This window comes from Pseudoxanthomonas sp. CCNWLW251 (genome assembly GCF_037402255.1).
Lineage (GTDB): Bacteria > Pseudomonadota > Gammaproteobacteria > Xanthomonadales > Xanthomonadaceae > Pseudoxanthomonas_A.
The window spans coordinates 1,332,922-1,350,316 of record NZ_JBBEGA010000001.1; the positions used below are offsets into that span (position 1 = coordinate 1,332,922).

The window sequence follows — 17,395 nt, forward strand, 5'->3', positions numbered from 1 at the left end:
GGGTGATGGCCGATGCGCGCCTTGCGCCATAATCCGCTCCCCTCCCGCGAGTCCGGCCGTGTCCTACCTGCTCATCAGCGTCGTCTGCAGCGTCCTGGTCTCGGTGCTGCTCAAGCTGATGCAGCGGCGCGGCATCGATACCGCCCAGGGCATCACCTGGAACTACCTGGCCGCGTCGTTGTTGTGCTTCGCGCTGCTGGACCCGCCGCTGGCAGCCCTGTCGCGTGCCGGCGCGCCGCACATGGAACTGGCCCTGCTGGCCCTGTTGCTGCCCGGCATCTTCCTGGCGCTGTCGGCGTCCGTGCGTGCCGCGGGCATCGTGCGCACCGACGTGGCGCAACGGATGTCGCTGGTGCTGTCGCTGCTGGCGGCGTTCCTGTGGTTCGGCGAACGCGTGGACAGCCTGAGGATCATCGGCCTCGTCCTCGGCGTGGCGGCCATCGTCATGCTGGTGCTGCGCCCGCGACACGGGCCGGCCAACGATGCAGACGCGGGCTGGACCGGCTGGGCGCTGCCGCTGCTCGTGCTGATGGGCTACGCGAGCGTCGACGTGCTGTTGAAGCGTCTTTCCGCAGCGGGCACACCGTTTGCCGCCTCGCTGCAGGTGGCTTTCGTCGCGGCCTTCGTGGTGATGCTGGCCGTGCAGATGCTGCGTGCCTGGCGTGGGCGGATCGCGCTGACCGGTGCTGCGCTTGCCAGCGGCCTGCTGCTGGGCACACTGAACTTCGCCAACATCCTGTTCTACGTGAAGGCCCACCGCGCATTGCCGGAGAACCCGGCGGTGGTGTTCTCGATGATGAACATCGGCGTGGTGCTGCTGGGCACGCTGGTGGGCACGCTCGGTTTCGGCGAACGTCTGAGCCGCCTCAATCTGCTGGCCATCCCGCTGGCCATCGTGGCGATAGGCTTGATCGCCGCGGGCATGCGCTGAGCGGGAAATGAAGAAGCCGGCTTCCGCCGGCTTCTTGTTCGTCATGGCGCGTGGCAGATCACTCCGACTCCCACCACATCCAGAAGGCGTCCCACAGGCGCTTGAAGAAGCCGGCTTCCTCGATGGCGGTGATCGCCACCAGCGGCGACTGCGCGACCACCTTGCCGTCCAGCGTGACTTTCACCGTGCCGATGGCCTGGCCTGCGGTGATCGGCGCCACCAGCGTCTTCGGCACGTCCATGGTCGGCTTCAGGTCGTCGTAGCGGCCACGCGGCACGCTGACCAGCATCGGCTGCGCCACACCCAGCTGCACGTCCTTGGTCTTGCCCTTCCACACGCGCTGGGTGGCGATGGCCTTGCCGGGCTCGTACAGGCGGTGCGTCTCGTAGAAGCGGAAGCCCCAGTTCAACAGCGCCAGGCTGTCGTCGGCGCGCTGCTTCTCGGACGTGGAACCCATCACCACCGCGATCAGGCGCTGGTCGCCGCGCTTGGCCGAGCTCATCAGGCAGTAGCCGGCAGCGGAATGGTGGCCGGTCTTGATGCCGTCGACGCTGGGGTCGCGCCACAGCAGCAGATTGCGGTTCGGCTGGGTGATGGCGCCAACCGTGAATTCCTTGATCTTGTTGAAGGCGTACTGCTCGGGGTATTCGCGGATCAGCGCGCGCCCCAGCAGGGCCAGATCGTACGCGGTGGAGTAGTGCTCCGGTGCCGACAGGCCATGCGCGTTGGCAAAATGCGAACCCTTCATGCCGATCTGCGCGGCGTAGTTGTTCATCAGTGCCGCGAAGGCTTCCTGGCTGCCGGCAGCATGTTCGGCCAGCGCGATGGCGGCGTCGTTGCCGGACTGGACGGCCATGCCGGTCTCCATGTCCAGCAACGATGCGGTCTTGTTGACGGCGAACCCGCTGTAGCTGCCATCGGTGCCGGCGCCGCCCTCGCGCCAGGCGCGCTCGCTCATCATCACCTGGTCGGTGGGCTTGATCTTGCCGTTCTTCTGTTCGGCCGCCAGCACGTACGAAGTCATGACCTTGGTGATGCTGGCCGGTTCGACGCGCTCGTTGTAGTTCTCGCCCGCCAATACCTGGCCGGTGATGTAGTCCATCAGCACCCAGGCAGTAGCGGTGGGCGTGGGCGCGGGCGGGATGGCCACGGCGGCGGACGCCGGTGCGGTGGCGGGTTGCGGGGTCGGCGCCGGGGTCTGGGCGATGGCCAGGCCCATGGCGGTGGTCGCGAGCGCGGCAAGGACGAAACGGAACTTCATCGGCGGAAAACTCCTGGCGAGGCCGTGGGCCTGACGATTCAAGGCGATCATTGTAGGGAGGCCGGCCGCGGGTTGGGTTGGAAAGACGTAAAAACCGGCGAACAGGCGGCTTGCAGGGTTACTCGCGGACCACCTGCGGGCGGCCGAAACCCAGGCTCGCGATCCTGCCGGCGAGGACTTCCGCCGTGGCGACATCGGGTGCGCCCACGCGCAGGCGCCACAGCGTGCGGCCCTGGCCGGGGACGTCGCTGAGCCGCGCATCGACGATGCCGGCCGCCGCGAGACGTGCCAGTGCCCGGTCCGCGTTGTCGCGGCTCGAGAAGCTGGCGACCTGCAGTTGCAGGGCGGAAGGCGGTGATGCCGATTCCGCGGCGGCACCAGATGGTGCTGTCGCGGCCTGTACCGGCTGCGGCGGCGGCGCGACGCTGGAAACCGGGGATGCAACCGGTGCCCCGGGCTTGCCGGACGCCACGCGCACGCCGTTGGCCTTCATCCACGCTTCGAAGCCGGCCGCACTCGGCGCATCACCCGGCTTGGCAGGCACGTGGTAGCGCGCGGTGTCCTGCGGCAAACGTCCGACCAGGTGATCCATCGCGGAAGGCGCGGGCGCGGTGGCCAGCGTGCTGTCGTCCGGCGTCAATGCGCGCACCTCGACACGTCCGGTGCCGCGCTGGGTGATGCCCAGGCGCACGGCCGCTGCATAGCTGAGGTCGATCACGCGGCCTTCGTGGAACGGCCCGCGATCGTTCACCCGCACCACCACCGACTTGCCGTTGTCCAGGTTGGTGACGCGGGCGAAGCTGGGCAGCGGCAGCGACTTGTGCGCCGCGCTGTAGGCGTACATGTCGTACACCTCCTGGTTGGAGGTGCGGCGGCCGTGGAACTTGTTGCCGTAGTACGACGCCGTGCCCTGCTCCACGTAGCCATCGACGCGGTCGAGCACCCGGTACTGCTTGCCGAGCACCGAGTAGGGCGACTTGTTGCCCACGCGCGAGCGCGCCTCGGCGGTGACGACGGGTTCGCGGATGCAGTCCAGGTCCGGCACATGATCCGGCGTGGTATCCGACACGCCCGGCTTGTAGAGACCGCCTGCGGTGTAGTCGCCGCGCGTGGCCAGGTTTTCCTGGGCCGGGGCGTAACGCGAGCAGTCCTTGCCGGCGACGGTGGGCGAAGGCGCCGTTGGCGACGGCCGGACCGCACCGCCGGTTGCGGAAGGCGACGGGGACTTCTTCGGCGCCGTGCCGCACGCGGCCAGGGCCACTGCCAGCACGGGCAATGCCAGCCACTTCATGCCGACGGGATCTCTCGGCCCGCGATGGCCTGCGACAGCTGGTGCACGGCCATCGCATACATCTTCGAATTGTTGTAGCGCGTGATCGCGTAGTAGTTCTGGAAGCCCAGCCAGTACTGCTTGCCGTCGGCGCCATCCAGCTGTACCAGCGTGGCGGTGGCGTCGGGGGCGACGGGATCGAGCGGGCGATAGCCCTTCTCCGCCAGCTGCGCCAGCGTGTAGTCGGGCGTCCACGTTTCCGGATTGAACTCGGCGAAGCCCGGCTGCAACTGCGCACGTGCGACCACCGCACCGCCCGGCACCCAGCCGCCGCGTTCGCCGCCCTTCTTGCGGAAGTAGTTGGCAATGGACGCGAAAATATCCGGATACGTGGTGAACAGGTCGCGACGACCGTCGCCGTTGCCATCCACCGCGAACTCGCGGTAGCTGGATGGCATGAACTGGCCCAGCCCCATCGCGCCGGCATAGCTGCCGGTCAGCGAGGCGATGTCGAGCTTCTCCTCGCGACCCAGCGCGAACAGCTGCGCCAGTTCGTCGCGGAAGAACTGCTCGCGACGGTGTTCGTAGGCCGTGCGCTCGGGATTGCCGCTGCGCGGATAGCGGAATGCCAGCGTGTACAGCGCATCCAGCACCTTGTGGCGACCGGTGAAACCGCCGTAGTTGGTCTCCACGCCGATGATCGACACGATCACTTCGGCAGGCACGCCGTATTGCTGTTCGACGCGGGCCAGTTCGTCGCGGTGCTCGGCGATGAACGTGCGGCCACCGTCGATGCGCGTCTGGGTGAGGAAGCCCACCCGGTACTCGCTCCACGGCTTCACGCGTTCAGCAGGACGCGACATCGCGGCTACCACGCTGTCCAGGAACTGTGCCTTGGCCAGCGTGGCCTCGATCTCGGCGGGCGCGATGCCGTACTTCGCCGCGGTATCGCGCACGAACTGCGCGCGCGCGGTGGGAAAATCGACCGGCTTCAGCACCTCGGCGGGCACCTCGGCGACGCGCTCGACCGAGGTTTCGGCGGGCGTCGTCGGAGCAGGAGCGGAGGGAGTCGCCGAAGAAGCCGGCGGCGGTTGCGGTGTGGCGCAGGACGCAAGGCCCAGCACCAGCAGAGAGGAAAGTGCGTGTCGCATCATCGGCGCGAGGGTAGCACGCGATTTTGCGGGCAGGGTGAACGGAGCACGTCGTGATGCGGCATCAATACCCGTGCACGGGCCGGTGCGCGCGCACCGCCATCACCAGTCCCAGGCCCGCGAGCAGCGATACCGCGGACGTGCCACCGTAACTCAGCAGCGGCATCGGCACGCCGACCACAGGCAACAGGCCGGACACCATGCCGCCGTTGACGATGACGTAGACGAACAGCGCCATCCCCAGCGTACCGGCGAGCAGGCGCGAATACGTGTCGCGCGCGTCCATCGCAATCCACAGGCAGCGCCCCACCACGAACAGATAGAGCGCCAGCACCGTGGCCACGCCGGCCCAGCCGAATTCTTCGGACAGCACCGAAAAGATGAAGTCGGTGGTGTGCTCCGGCAGGTAATCCAGGTGCGACTGCGAGCCCTGCCCCCAGCCCTTGCCGGTCCAGCCGCCGCCGCCGATCGCGATCTTCGACTGCAGGATGTTCCAGCCCGCGCCGAGCGGATCGTTCTCGGGGTCGCGGAAGGTCAGGATGCGGTTCTGCTGGTATTCGCGCAGGAACGAGAACCACGAGATCGGCGCGAACATCACCAGGCCCACCGCCGTGCCGCCCAGCACGCCCGCCGTGATGAACCACCACCACGACAGCCCCGCGAGGTACAGGCCGAACACGCCGCTCGCAGCGACCAGCATCGCCGTGCCGAAGTCCGGCTGCATCAGGATCAGGCCAGTCGGCAACCCGATCAGCAGCGCCGACACGAAGGTCGTTCGCCAGCCCGGTGGCAGCGGCTCGCGATGCAGGTACCACGCCAGCATCATCGGCAACGCGATCTTCAACAGTTCGGAGGGCTGCAGGTAGAAGACCTTCAGGTCGATCCAGTGCGCGCCGTGCTTGCCCGTGCCGATGAACAGCACCAGCACCAGCGGCACCAGCGCCACCGCGAACACGCCGGGTGTCCACGCGCGCAACCGCACCGGTGTGACGCGCGACAGTGCCCACATGGCGGCCAGGCCGACGCCGAAGCGCACGCCCTGCGCCAGCATCAGGCGCGCGCCCAACGCTTCGCCACCGGCGCTGTACAGCACCGCCAGGCCGATCGCCATCAAGGCGACCAGCGCACCCAGCAACGGCCAATCGAGCGTGCGCAGCAGATGGCGCAGCAGGTCGAAGCCCCAGCGCAGCAGGTCGGTCATGCCTGCCTCCGCACCGCAGAAGCGGCTTCAAGCCCCTCTCCCCCCGGAAGAGGGGTTGGGGTGAGGGTCGGGGCGTACGCGGTGGCGGACATGTTCGAGCGCAAAGGTACGAGCGCGGCCACGCCATGAGCATCTCCGCCCATCCGCTCTTCGCCGACCCTCACTCCAACCCCTCCCCCAATGGGAGAGGGGCTTTGAGCGGGCGCCCCGCCCGAGCGAGAGGGGCCCGGAACCTGGCTTGGATTCGGGTTCGGATTCGTCGGCTGCACGGGTGCCGTTGCCGGCGATGTGGCGGGCGCCGTGCCTGCGGGCGCCGCCTCCTCGCCCTCCTTCTCCGGCATCTTCCCCAGCAGATACGCATCGAAGATCTTGCGCGCCATCGGGCCGGCGGTGCTGCCGCCGTAACCGCCGCCCTCCACCGCGATGGCGATGGCGATGGTCGGGTTGTCGGCCGGCGCGAAGCCGACGAACAACGAGCGATGGCGCAGGTGCATCGGCAGGCTGCGCGGATCGACGGCGGCGGTACCGCGACGGCTGATCACCTGCGCGGTGCCGGTCTTGCCGGCCATGAGGTACGACGCACCCTGGGCCACGCGCCAGCCCGTGCCGCCCGGCTGCATTGTGTCCTGCATGCCGAGCCGCACCACTTCCACGTTCGCCGGGTTGGGACTGATGGCGATGGGCGCAGGCTGCGGCGTCGGTTCCCATGGCCGATCGAAGCCCACGCGCGTCTGTCTGACCAGGTGCGGCCGCCGCATCTGCCCGCTGGCGATGCCGGCCGTGGCCCGCACCAGTTGCAGCGGCGTGACCTTCCAGTCGCCCTGCCCGATGGCGACGTTCACCGTGTCGCCCGGATACCAGCGCTCCTTGCGCGCCTTGAGCTTGGCCTGCGGCGACGGCAGGATCCCGTCGATCTCGCCGCGCAGGTCGATGCCCGTGGGTTCGCCGAACCCGTAATGCTCCATGTACCGGTCGAACTGTTCGATGCCCAGATCCAGCGCGAGACGGTAGTAGTACGTGTTGACGGATTGCGAGATCGACTTGCGCAGATCGGTCACCCCGTGGCCGCGCCGGCTCGCGTCGCCCCAGCCGCGACTCGTACCGGGCAGGTAGAACATGCCCGTGGAGACCACGGTGTCCTCAGGCTTGCGCTTGCCGCTGTCCAGGCCGGCCAGCGCGATCAGCGGCTTCAGCGTGGAACCCGGCGCCACGCCGCCCAGCACCAGCCGGTTGAACTGCGGCCGCGACGGATTCTCGTTGAGCGCCCTGAAATCCTTGCTGGAGATGCCGTTGACGAACAGGTTGGGGTCGTAGCTGGGCAGGCTGACCATCGCCAGCACCTCGCCCGTGCGCGGATCGACCGCGATGGCCGACCCTTCCAGCTCGCCGAACGAATCGACGATGGCCTGCTGCAGCGTCGCATCCACGCTCAGGCGCAGGTCGGTGCCTGCCTGCGCAGGCACGCGGCCGACCACGCGCAGCGCGCGCCCTTCCACGTTGGTCTCGACCTTCTCGTAGCCGATCTTCCCGCGCAACTGCTCGTCGTAGTAGCGCTCCAGGCCGGTCTTGCCGATGTGGGTCAGGGCGGAATTGATCTCGCCGAGTTGCTCGAGGTCCTTCTCGTCCACGCGGCCGACATAGCCGACGATGTGCGCGAACAGGTCGCCGTAGGGATAGCGCCGGGTCAGGTACGGCACCAGCTCGACGCCCGGATAACGCCAGCGGTCCACCGCGAAGCGCGCCATTTCCTCCTCGCCCACACGCAGCTTGAGCGTGATCGGGCGGAACCCGCGCGTGGTCTTGCGGGTGGCCTCGAAGCGTTCGATGTCTTCGGGCGAGAGTTCGATGATCCTGCCGAGTTCGGCCACCAGCTTCGCCGGTTCCTTCACCTTGTCCGGGGTGACGTCGAGCCGGAACGCCGGCACGTTTTCCGCCAGCAGCAGTCCGTTGCGGTCGTAGATGGCGCCGCGGCCGGGCACAACGGGGCGCGGACGGATGCGGTTGGCTTCCGAGCGCGTGGCGTAGTCGTCATGGTCGACCACCTGCAGCTTGAAGTACCAGGCGCCCAGGCCGATCAGGCACAGCGCCACCACCACGAAGCCCGTCACCGCACGCCGACGGAACTGGTCGGCTTCGGCATGCGGGTTCTTGCTGCGCCGGCGCGGCCCGATCATCGCTCAGCCCCGCTTGCGGCGACCCAGCCGCAGCGCGTCCATCAACACGAACAGCGGCGGCCACAGCAACATGCCCAGCAGCGGCGCCCACCAGTATTCCCACGGGAGCGTCGGTTCGCCCAACGCCAGGTGCACCACCGTGGTCACGATGCGATCGTTGAGCAGCAGGCCACCGATGGCCAGCGCCTGCTGCGACATCGGGAAGAAACGCAACCGCGCGCGGAAGCGCTGCAGGATGAACGCCATGATGAGCAGCCGCAGCGCCTGTTCGCCCAGCAGGGTCCCGAACATCAGGTCGGCGACCAGGCCGATGGCGACGGCGAAACCGAGGCCGGCACTGTCCGGCGCCTCGATCACCCAGTAGGCCACGATCAGCGCCAGCCAGTAGGGACGCAGCGGCTGCAGCAGGTCGGGCAACGGCAGCAGGCCCAGCAGCAGGGCGATGACAATGCTCACCGGCATCAGCCAGCCCGCACGCGAGCGACTCATCGTTGCGGCTCCTGCGGCGGAGGTTCAGTGCGTCGGGCGCGTGCGTTGAGCCCCTCTCCCCCCGGGAGCGGGGTTGGAGTGAGGGTCGGGACGTTCGCAGTGTTCGGCGCTCGCGGAGAACCCGTCGCGGGCGCGGCAGAGGCTTGTTCGGCGGCGCCTACACTGCCTTCGTTGCCCCTCACCCCAACCCCGCTCCCGGCGGGAGAGGGGCTTTGGGTCGCGGGCGCGGACGCCGGCACGCCTTCGGGCTGGGTCGCGCCTTCCACGGGCGACGACGCTTCGGGCAGGAACCGCGCCGGATCGGCCGGCGGCAACGGCTGTGGCGGTGCGGACTTCAGCAGCAGCACGTCGCGGCCGCGGTCCAGGCGTGCGGCCGGCGTGACGTCGCCGATCAGGAACGCGTGGCTGTCATCCGGACGCAGGGCCGAAATCGTGCCGACTGGGAACCCGGCCGGGAAGCGGCCGCCCAGGCCGGAGGTCACCAGCAGGTCGCCCACCTGCGCGCCACTGTTCAGCGGCACATCGGCCAGTTCCAGCAGATCGCTGCGGCCGCGCCCATAGACGATCAGCCGCACGCCGTTGCGCGCGATCACCACCGGCACCGCGTGGTCGGGATCGGTCAGCAACAGCACGGTGGCATGGGCAGGCGTGGTCTCGATGATCTGGCCCATCAGGCCGCCCGCGTCGATCACCGACTGCCCGACGGTAGCCCCCGCGCGGCTGCCCGCATCCAGCACCAGGCGCTGGCGGCCGGGTGCCAGGTCGATGTCCAGGATGGGGGCCAGTTGCACGTCCAGTCCGCGGGACGTCTTCACGCCCAGCAGCGCGCGCAACTGCGCGTTGTCGGCCGCCGCCGTCTGCAGGCGGGCGAGCCGGGCGTTGGCGACCAGCGCATCGTTGCGCAGGCGCGCGTTCTCTTCCTGCAGCCCGCTGCGCGTCGCGGCATCGTCCTGTACGCGGGTGGTCACGCGGCCGGGCAGGCCAGCCAGCCACCACAACGGCTGCGTGACCACGTTGGCCTGCGCACGCACCTGCGACAGCCAGCCACCACGATGGTCCAGGATCACCAGCGCGATGGTCAGCGCCAGATAGCCCAGCAACCGGAGCGTGCTGGCGACTTCACCGGGGCGGGAGGCAACAGGGGGACCGGCGTAGGAAGGCATCAGGGCCGGGCGTCGGGAAGGGGGAATCGGGAATGGGAAAACGCGCGCGGACGGCGTCTCGAATCGTGCGCCTCCGGCAACGGCTGCGGAAGCGGACGCGGGTCGGGAAAACCAGGAACACGGACGGGCGACATGCCCATCCCCAACTCCCGGTTCCCCTTTCCGTTCTTCATTCCGGCGCGAAGAACTCGTTGCCGTGCATGTCCACCAGCTCCAGCGCACGACCGCCACCGCGGGCCACGCAGGTCAGCGGGTCGTCGGCCACCTGCACGTGCAGGCCGGTCTCCTCGCTGATCAGGCGGTCGAGGTCGCGCAGCAGGGCGCCGCCGCCGGTCAGCACGATGCCGCGCTCGGCGACGTCGGCGCACAGTTCCGGCGGGGTCTGTTCCAGCGCCAGCTTGACCGCGCTGACGATGCCGGACAGCGGCTCGTGGAGGGCTTCCAGCACTTCGTTGGAGTTGATCTTGATCATCTTCGGCACGCCCTCGGCGAGGTTGCGGCCGGAGATCTCCATCTCCTGCACCTCGGCCTGCGGGTAGGCGCAGCCGATCTCCAGCTTGATGCGCTCGGCCGTGGCCTCACCGATCAGCATGCCGTGGTTGCGGCGCACGTAGTTGGTGATGAACTCGTCGAAGCGGTCGCCGCCGATGCGGACCGACTGCGAATAGACGATGCCGTTCAGCGAGATCACCGCCACCTCGGTGGTGCCGCCGCCGATGTCGATGACCATCGAACCGCGCGCCTCGGTCACCGGCATGCCGGCACCGATCGCGGCCGCCATGGGCTCCTCGATCAGGTAGACGTCACGCGCGCCGGCCTCTTCTGCCGATTCCTTGATGGCGCGGCGCTCCACCTGAGTGGAGCCTGCCGGCACACACACCAGCACGCGCGGGCTGGGGCGCAGGAAGCGCGACTTGTGCACCTTCTTGATGAAGTACTTCAGCATCGCCTCGGTGTAGGTGAAGTCGGCGATCACGCCATCCTTCATCGGGCGGATGGTGGTGATGTGGCCCGGGGTACGGCCGAGCATCTGCTTGGCCTCCGCGCCGACCGCCGCGACCGAGCGCGAACCGCCGATGGCACGGTCCTGGCGCACCGCCACGACCGAGGGTTCGTTCAGCACGATGCCCTGCCCGCGCACGTAGATCAGGGTATTGGCCGTGCCCAGGTCGATGGACAGGTCGTTGGAGAACATGCCGCGGAGCTTCTTGAACATCGGGGGACGGGTTCCTGCTGGGGGCGGATCGCCTTGAAATGGCGATTTTTTGGGCAAAAAACGAAGTCAGCTAGCCTAACAATCCGGCATGGTGCGGGCAAGGAAAAATCTCGTGAATACACGGGGAAAACCGCTGTTCGCTGCGTCCGCCCGCACGCATGGTCCTGGCGACCGCGCGGCCGGCAGCGCCGGATCAAGGCTGGTCGGCACCGGCCCCAGCCGGTAACCTTCGCACCGGCGCACCGGGAATGGGGCGCACGTCCCGATTTTCCTGCGGCCCGGGACGGCCGCATCCGCCTCCAACCGAGTCTGCCGATGTCCGCACTGATCTGTGGTTCCCTTGCCTACGACACCATCATGGTGTTCCCGGACCAGTTCAAGAACCACATCCTGCCGGACAAGGTGCACATCCTGAACGTGTCGTTCCTGGTGCCGCGCATGCGCCGCGAGTTCGGCGGCTGCGCGGGCAACATCGCCTACAACCTGAAGCTGCTGGGCGGGGATCCGATCCCGATGGCCACGGTGGGGCAGGATTTCGGCCCGTATCGCGAGCACTTCACCGAGCAGGGCATCCGCCTGGAGAAGGTGAAGGTGATCGACGAGCTGTTCACCCCGCAGGCGTTCATCACCACCGACCACGACAACAACCAGATCACCGCCTTCCATCCGGGCGCGATGATGCGCAGCTACGAGAACCACGTGAAGGACGTAGCCGGGGTGACCTTCGGTATCGTCAGCCCGGACGGACGCGAGGGCATGATCCAGAACGCGGCCGAGTTCGCGGAAGGCGGGATTCCCTTCATTTTCGACCCGGGCCAGGCCATGCCGCTGTTCAACGGCGAGGAACTGCGCAACTTCATCGAACTGGCGGACTATGTGACCGTCAATGATTACGAGTCCAACCTGCTGCAGGAACGCACCGGCTGGAACGAGGCCGACATCGTCAAGCGCGTGAAGGCCTACATCACCACCCGTGGCCCGCATGGCTCGCAGATCCATACGCCGGACAAGACCTACGACATCCCGCCGGCGCACGAGCGCCGCGTGACCGACCCCACCGGCTGTGGCGACGCCTTCCGCGCCGGCCTGATCTTCGGCATCGAGAAGGGCTATGACTGGCTGACCATCGGCCGCATGGGCAACCTGATGGGGGCCTTGAAAGTCGAGCACCCGGGCACCCAGAACCAGCGCTTCGACTACGACGAGTTCAACGAACAGTTCAAGCAGCAGTTTGGCTATTCGCTGTAACCGCAACCAGCGCAGCCCCGCTTCCCGCCGTGGCCTTGGCTGCGGCTGACACGCCTCCGGCCCGCCGGCACACTCGCGCTGCCGATGCGCAATGCGTAAGGTAAGACCGGGGGATGGCGCAGGCGCCGGTCCCCGCGCCGTCAGCAATCAGGCAGGGGCAGCATGGTCGGGCAGCAACGCCAACCCATTCCACGGGATCCAAGCGATCCCGTGCCCGCCATCGCCCTGTTCCGTCGATTGTCATGCCAGGCCCTGCTGGTCGCCGTGGTGGTCTTCCTTGCCAGCGGCCTCGGCATCCTGACCCGTCCCGAGAAGCAGCTGGCCGCGTTCTGGCTGACCAATGCATTGCTGTTGGGGCTGTTCGCGCGCCGTCCGGCGCTGGCGTCACCCGCCGGCTGGGCTGCGGCGGCGCTGGGCTATGTCGCGGCGGACCTGCTCACCGGCACCTCGCTGCCCACCACCGTGCGCCTGACGGCGGCAAACCTGGCGGGTGTACTGGCCGGGTATCTCGTGTTCCGGCACATCCGCGAGGAAGACCTCCGCCTGCAGCATCCGCTGTCCATGCTGTGGGTGCTGGCGGTATCGGCAACGGCGGCGGTGGGCGCGAGCCTGGTGGGCAGCCTGACCTCCCACGCGATGATGCGGATGGGCTTCCTGACCGCCAGCGGTTTCTGGTTTTCCGCCGAACTGGTCAGCTACGTCGCCGTCCTGCCGGTCGTCCTGCTGGCTCCCGCGCCCGGGCAAGCGCTTCGCGAACTCCGCGACGGACTGGACCGCGCACGCCAGCGGCCCCTGCTGCTGATGCCGCTGGTCGCGCTGGCGCTGACAATCCTGCTGGGCGTGGCCATCGGCGGCCCCGGCGCCATCGCGTTCCCGGTGCCGGCATTGCTGTGGTGCGCATTGGCGTATCGGCTGTTCACCACGGCGGTGATCACGGCATTGCTGTGCATGTGGACACTGATCGCGATCGCGACGGGCCTGATCGATCTGCAACTGCAGGAGACCAGCGTGCAGCCGGTCATTTCGTTGCGCATGGGCATGGCCCTGCTGGCCGTGGCACCCCTCACGGTCGCCAGCGTCAACGCGATGCGCAACCGCCTGCTCGCCACCCTCAACCACACCGCCGACCACGATGCGCTGACCAGCGCATTGAACCGTCGCGCCTTCCTGCGCCGCGGCGGCGACCTGATGGCGCACGCCCATCGGCATGGCCAACCCGTTGCCGCGATGATGCTGGACATCGACCACTTCAAGTCGGTCAACGACCGACACGGGCACGCCGCGGGCGACACCGTGCTGGTGACTTTCGCGCAACGGATGCGCTCGCACCTGCGCGAAGACGGCCTGTTCGGTCGCCTGGGGGGCGAGGAGTTCGCCGTCCTGCTGCCGGGGGTCGACGCGGTGTCGGCCATCGCCGTGGCCGAGCGCCTGCGCGAACTCGCAGGCGAACCCATGCCGCTGGACGACGGACGCGTCCTCGACATCACGGTAAGCGTCGGCGTGTCCGCGCCCTCCAGTCCTGAGAGTGCCGATGCGCTGGAACGGCTACTCAGCCAGGCCGACGTGGCGCTCTATCGCGCCAAGGCGACGGGGCGCAACCGGGTGGTGGCGTAGCACCGTCGGCCTCATTCCCATCCCGGCATCTGGCTGCCGTCCAGGCCGCCCGTTTCGAACACGGCCTTGTGCGTGCCGCCATCCTTCACCGTGAACTCGATCTCCAGCACCTTCGTCTTGCGCGCGAGTCGCCACAGGGCCTTCTCGTCGTCGATGAACATCGCGGTGGCTTCATCGGTATCCGGACGGTTGGCCGACATGCGCCGGGGCGCCGCGCCGTCGGCGACCACGGACACCTGGCAGCGGCTGTAGCAGGCGCGGGCGAAGTCGCTCGCCTGCAGCACCAGGTAGCTGCTGCGCTTCCAGGTGGGATGGTCGCGGAACACCAGTTGCACCGGCTTGGCCCCGCTGCCGTCCACATCCACGGGCTCCTTGCTCAGCAGCGCGGCCGAACGCTGCGTGCCGCCATCGGTGCCGACCTGCGAGTAATCCCACAGGGCTTCCATCCGGCGCTGCTCGCGCGCGGCTTCAGCCTTTTCCTTCACGTCATCCAGGGCCGGGCCGATGCGAGCAGCCGCCTCGCTCTGCGGATACTGGTCGAGCAGCGCCACGCCGTGGATGCGCGCCATGTCCCAGTCGCTGGAGGCTACGGCGCTGTCGTATTTCTTCGCCAGTTCGGCCGCCTGCTGCTCGACGGCGGCGGCCTGCGCTGCGGCGGCGGCGGCGCGTTCGGCTTCGCGATCGCCGCAGGCCGAGACGGCCAGGCAGGCGATCGCCAGCAGGAGGGACTTCATTGCGTGCTTCTTCATCGGGGTACGCCTCGCTGGATCAACAGGGCGACTGCGGCCGCCACCTCGTCGGGTTTTTCCATGATGGACATGTGGCCGCAACCATCGAGTGAAACCTGCATGGCCTGCGGCATCTTCGCGGCATACAGCGCCATCGCGCTGGGATCGATCACGCGGTCCTGCCGGCACCACAGCAGCAGCGCCGGCTGGCGGATCGCCGCAGCCGCTTCGCCGGGCAGGAAACGTTCGTCGCTGCGGCCGATCCGGTCCAGCACCTGCTGCTCGAATGGCGCCTGCGCGATACGCCAGTCGATCACCGCCCGCGATGCCGGCCACGGGATGGACGGCTGCACGCCGCGATCGTGGAAGACAGTATCAAGGTAGCGCTGCAGCGACGCGGCATCGTGGACGGCGAACGGATTCTGCCCGGCCAGCACCTCGATGCCGAAGCGGTTGTCGGCGAACCGCACGCCTGCCGCATCGACGAGGCCCACACGCGCGACGACTTCCGGATGCCGGGCCGACGTGATCGCCACGATGCCGCCGCCCATCGAATGGCCGAGCAGCACGATCGGGCTGCCATCGCGCCGGACCTGCGCCAGGAACGCCGACAGCCTCCCGGCCTGCGCGGAGAATCCGTAGTCGGCCCCGGCGACACGCTGGCTCTCGCCCCAGCCCGGCAGGTCGGGGATGACGAGCCGGTACCGGCCGCGCAGCCGCGCCGCGAGCGGATACCAGTTCTCCTTGCTGCCGGTGAAGCCATGCACCATGACCACCGTCGGGGCATCGTCCGACGCCGCTTCGCGCTCGTCGTAGGCCCAGCGGTGGTCGCCGATGACGATGCGTTTCTCGGACAGCCCGACCCACGCTCCCTGCAGGGCCATGACGGCACGCAGCGGCGCCATCGGGTCCCGCCATGCCCACGCCACCAGTGCACAGACAAGAACGGCCGCCCCCAGGGCGACCGTCCGTGCGCGGGTCAGGCGGAGCGGCATGCCTTACGGGCCCGCCGGTGCCTTCGCCAGCGTCGCCTCGACCGAACCCGTCGTGATCGGGTGGTAGCCCGGCCTGGCGCGCGCGAAGCTCTCGCGTGCGAAGGCCAGGCCGTCCGGTGTCTTCGCCAGTTCTTCGTAGATCGGCATGATCAGCTTGCGGCGGCCGACGCGCTCGATGAACCTGGCGATCTCCGGACGCGCGTCCACGTAGCCGCTGCGGATCGTCAGCGGATACCAGCGCATCGCGATCTCGCCATTGGCGGTACCCGTGAAGTGATACGCGTCGTCGAGCTGCTTGAGCTGCGCCACGGTCAGCTTGTCGCCCATGCCCTCGATGAAGTGCACCCACTGCTGGGTGATCCAGGTGCCGGTGACCTGCGGGTTCGGCAACTGGCCGCTTCCCTGCCAGGCGATGCGTGCGGTGTCGGTGCTGGAGAAGCCGCGCGACTGCACCTGCGGAGCGCGCGCCGGGATGCCCGGCGCATAGATCCATTCCTGGATCTCGGCATCGCTGACCAGGTTCGGATGCTTGTCGAACAGGTTCTTCTTCGCGTAGTCCAGGAACTGCTCGGTGGTGATGCTCTGGAAAGCGAAGTGATCGAAGTAGCCGCGCAGGAAGGCGTCGAACTCCTGCCGGCCGAAACGCTCCTCCAGCATCTGCAGGAACCAGGCGCCCTTGTCGTAGGACACGGCGCTGAGCGCGTCGTCGGCATCCAGCTTCGTGCCCGGCTTCACTGCCAGCGCCTGGGTGGCCTCCGGCATCGTGCCGATTTCCTTCTTCAGGCCGTTGCGCGCGATCGCGTATTCCATGCTGGCCTGTTCCTTGCCATACAGGGATTCGACGATGCGGTTCTCGACGTAACTGGTGAAACCCTCGTTCAACCAGCCGTGCTTGGCGCTGGAGAAGGTCACCAGGTTGCCCGACCAGCTGTGCGCCAGCTCGTGCGCGATCAGCGAGACCAGCGTCTTGTCGCCGACGATCACGGTGGGCGTGATGAAGCTCAGGCGCGGGTTTTCCATGCCGCCGTACGGGAACGACGGCGGCAGCACCAGCATGTCGTAGCGGTCCCAGCGGTAGGGGCCGTACAGCTGCTCGGTGGTGGCGATCATCTTTTCGGTGTCTTCGAACTCCTTGGTGGCCTTGTCGACCATCGCCGGTTCGGCCCATACGCCGCTACGGGCGGAGATCGGCTTGAAGACCAGGTCGCCCGCGGCGATCGCCATCAGGTACGACGGGATCTTCTGCGGCATCTTGAAGGTGTAGTCGCCGTCGCGCACGGCGGCCGGATCGTTGTCGGCGCTCATCAGCACCATCACGTCCGGACGCGAGGTCACGTGCGCGCTGTAGGTGTAGCGCACCTGCGGCGTGTCCTGCAGCGGCACCCAGCTGCGCGCGTGGATCTGCTGCGACTGGCTGAACATGAAGGGCAGCTGCTTGCCTTCGGTCATTTCCGGTGTCAGCCACTGCAGGCCGGAGGCCTCCGGCGAACTCGTGTAGGTGACCCTGACCTTGGTGTTGCGCGCGGGCGTCTCGATGGTCAGCTTGCTGCCCAGCACCGGATCCTTCGTTGCCAGTGCGTACTGCAGCGGCGCCCAGGCGTTGTCGGCTTCGCCCTCGACCTTCGTGATGGTCAGGTCGCGCGTGTCCAGCACCAGTTGGGTGGCGGCCTTGTCCTTCCAGTCCAGGGTGTAGGTGGCGGTGCCTCCGATCGTCTTGGTGTCGAAGTCGACCGCGATGTCCAGCGCCAGGTCGGCGATGGCAACCTTCTGCGGTTCGGCATAGGAATGCTCGTCGCGGTCGACGGCCTTCTCGATGGCGGGCTTGGGCATGGCGGCCACGGGGGCGGATTCAGGTTCCTTGGAGCAACCGGCCACCAGCACGGCGGCGCAGGACAACAGCAAAGCCAGTGAACGCATCAGGGGACTTCCAGCGATCGGGGGAAGCGGGCAGTTT

Annotated in this window: 14 protein-coding genes; 3 read left to right on the forward strand and 11 right to left on the reverse strand. The window is 68.1% G+C overall.

Annotated elements, in window-relative coordinates; genetic code table 11:
- Positions 1 to 58: 58 nt before the first annotated feature.
- Positions 59 to 931 carry a DMT family transporter gene (locus tag WBN46_RS06290; RefSeq protein WP_337730753.1) on the forward strand — a complete coding sequence of 291 codons (873 nt, stop codon included), beginning with the start codon at positions 59 to 61 and terminating at the stop codon, positions 929 to 931.
- 58 nt (positions 932 to 989) lie between these two features.
- Here the strand turns inward: WBN46_RS06290 and WBN46_RS06295 are convergent, their stop codons facing one another.
- From WBN46_RS06295 to WBN46_RS06330, 8 genes are all read right to left on the reverse strand, one after another.
- Positions 990 to 2,192: a D-alanyl-D-alanine carboxypeptidase family protein gene (locus WBN46_RS06295; protein ID WP_337730754.1), complete on the reverse strand. Its 1,203-nt coding sequence runs from the start codon at positions 2,190 to 2,192 to the stop codon at positions 990 to 992.
- A 118-nt stretch (positions 2,193 to 2,310) separates the two neighbouring features.
- Positions 2,311 to 3,483: a septal ring lytic transglycosylase RlpA family protein gene (locus WBN46_RS06300; RefSeq protein ID WP_337730755.1), complete on the reverse strand. Its 1,173-nt coding sequence runs from the start codon at positions 3,481 to 3,483 to the stop codon at positions 2,311 to 2,313.
- Positions 3,480 to 4,616, reverse strand: coding sequence for a lytic murein transglycosylase B (gene mltB, locus WBN46_RS06305; RefSeq protein ID WP_337730756.1), 1,137 nt, complete (start codon positions 4,614 to 4,616; stop codon positions 3,480 to 3,482). The genes WBN46_RS06300 and mltB overlap by 4 nt, the downstream gene beginning before the upstream one ends.
- A gap of 61 nt (positions 4,617 to 4,677) precedes the next feature.
- Positions 4,678 to 5,814: a rod shape-determining protein RodA gene (gene rodA, locus WBN46_RS06310; protein WP_192200042.1), complete on the reverse strand. Its 1,137-nt coding sequence runs from the start codon at positions 5,812 to 5,814 to the stop codon at positions 4,678 to 4,680.
- On the reverse strand, positions 5,811 to 7,988 hold the full coding sequence (gene mrdA / locus WBN46_RS06315; protein WP_337730757.1) for a penicillin-binding protein 2: 2,178 nt from the start codon (positions 7,986 to 7,988) through the stop codon (positions 5,811 to 5,813). The genes rodA and mrdA overlap by 4 nt, the downstream gene beginning before the upstream one ends.
- Positions 7,989 to 7,991: 3 nt before the next feature.
- Complete coding sequence (mreD, locus tag WBN46_RS06320) at positions 7,992 to 8,477, reverse strand: rod shape-determining protein MreD (RefSeq protein ID WP_192200040.1); 486 nt, start codon at positions 8,475 to 8,477, stop codon at positions 7,992 to 7,994.
- Positions 8,474 to 9,640: a rod shape-determining protein MreC gene (gene mreC / locus WBN46_RS06325; RefSeq protein WP_337730758.1), complete on the reverse strand. Its 1,167-nt coding sequence runs from the start codon at positions 9,638 to 9,640 to the stop codon at positions 8,474 to 8,476. The genes mreD and mreC overlap by 4 nt, the downstream gene beginning before the upstream one ends.
- A gap of 169 nt (positions 9,641 to 9,809) precedes the next feature.
- On the reverse strand, positions 9,810 to 10,856 hold the full coding sequence (locus tag WBN46_RS06330; protein WP_055937350.1) for a rod shape-determining protein: 1,047 nt from the start codon (positions 10,854 to 10,856) through the stop codon (positions 9,810 to 9,812).
- A gap of 315 nt (positions 10,857 to 11,171) precedes the next feature.
- On the opposite strand from WBN46_RS06330, the gene WBN46_RS06335 reads away from it, so the two are divergent.
- Positions 11,172 to 12,104 (forward strand): carbohydrate kinase family protein, encoded by a 933-nt coding sequence (locus tag WBN46_RS06335; RefSeq protein WP_192200038.1) that lies wholly within the window; start codon positions 11,172 to 11,174, stop codon positions 12,102 to 12,104.
- Between the two features lie 210 nt (positions 12,105 to 12,314).
- A complete protein-coding gene (locus WBN46_RS06340; protein WP_337730759.1) occupies positions 12,315 to 13,718 on the forward strand; it encodes a diguanylate cyclase in 1,404 nt (467 codons plus the stop codon).
- An 11-nt stretch (positions 13,719 to 13,729) separates the two neighbouring features.
- Here the strand turns inward: WBN46_RS06340 and WBN46_RS06345 are convergent, their stop codons facing one another.
- The 3 genes from WBN46_RS06345 to WBN46_RS06355 are packed head-to-tail and all read right to left on the reverse strand — an operon-like array spanning position 13,730 to position 17,358.
- Positions 13,730 to 14,452, reverse strand: coding sequence for a hypothetical protein (locus WBN46_RS06345; RefSeq protein WP_337730760.1), 723 nt, complete (start codon positions 14,450 to 14,452; stop codon positions 13,730 to 13,732).
- An 11-nt stretch (positions 14,453 to 14,463) separates the two neighbouring features.
- Complete coding sequence (locus WBN46_RS06350) at positions 14,464 to 15,441, reverse strand: alpha/beta hydrolase (protein ID WP_337730761.1); 978 nt, start codon at positions 15,439 to 15,441, stop codon at positions 14,464 to 14,466.
- A gap of 3 nt (positions 15,442 to 15,444) precedes the next feature.
- The gene (locus WBN46_RS06355) at positions 15,445 to 17,358 is read right to left on the reverse strand and encodes a M1 family metallopeptidase (RefSeq protein WP_337730762.1); all 1,914 of its coding nucleotides are present in this window, start codon (positions 17,356 to 17,358) and stop codon (positions 15,445 to 15,447) included.
- Positions 17,359 to 17,395: the final 37 nt, after the last annotated feature.

Coding starts and splice junctions, on each gene's coding strand:
- WBN46_RS06295 (WP_337730754.1), bottom strand. CDS start 2,192: ATGAAGTTCCGTTTCGTCCTTGCCGCGCTCGCGACCACCGCCATGGGC.
- WBN46_RS06300 (WP_337730755.1), bottom strand. CDS start 3,483: ATGAAGTGGCTGGCATTGCCCGTGCTGGCAGTGGCCCTGGCCGCGTGC.
- mltB (WP_337730756.1), bottom strand. CDS start 4,616: ATGATGCGACACGCACTTTCCTCTCTGCTGGTGCTGGGCCTTGCGTCC.
- rodA (WP_192200042.1), bottom strand. CDS start 5,814: ATGACCGACCTGCTGCGCTGGGGCTTCGACCTGCTGCGCCATCTGCTG.
- mrdA (WP_337730757.1), bottom strand. CDS start 7,988: ATGATCGGGCCGCGCCGGCGCAGCAAGAACCCGCATGCCGAAGCCGAC.
- mreD (WP_192200040.1), bottom strand. CDS start 8,477: ATGAGTCGCTCGCGTGCGGGCTGGCTGATGCCGGTGAGCATTGTCATC.
- mreC (WP_337730758.1), bottom strand. CDS start 9,640: ATGCCTTCCTACGCCGGTCCCCCTGTTGCCTCCCGCCCCGGTGAAGTC.
- WBN46_RS06330 (WP_055937350.1), bottom strand. CDS start 10,856: ATGTTCAAGAAGCTCCGCGGCATGTTCTCCAACGACCTGTCCATCGAC.
- WBN46_RS06335 (WP_192200038.1), top strand. CDS start 11,172: ATGTCCGCACTGATCTGTGGTTCCCTTGCCTACGACACCATCATGGTG.
- WBN46_RS06345 (WP_337730760.1), bottom strand. CDS start 14,452: ATGAAGTCCCTCCTGCTGGCGATCGCCTGCCTGGCCGTCTCGGCCTGC.
- WBN46_RS06350 (WP_337730761.1), bottom strand. CDS start 15,441: ATGCCGCTCCGCCTGACCCGCGCACGGACGGTCGCCCTGGGGGCGGCC.
- WBN46_RS06355 (WP_337730762.1), bottom strand. CDS start 17,358: ATGCGTTCACTGGCTTTGCTGTTGTCCTGCGCCGCCGTGCTGGTGGCC.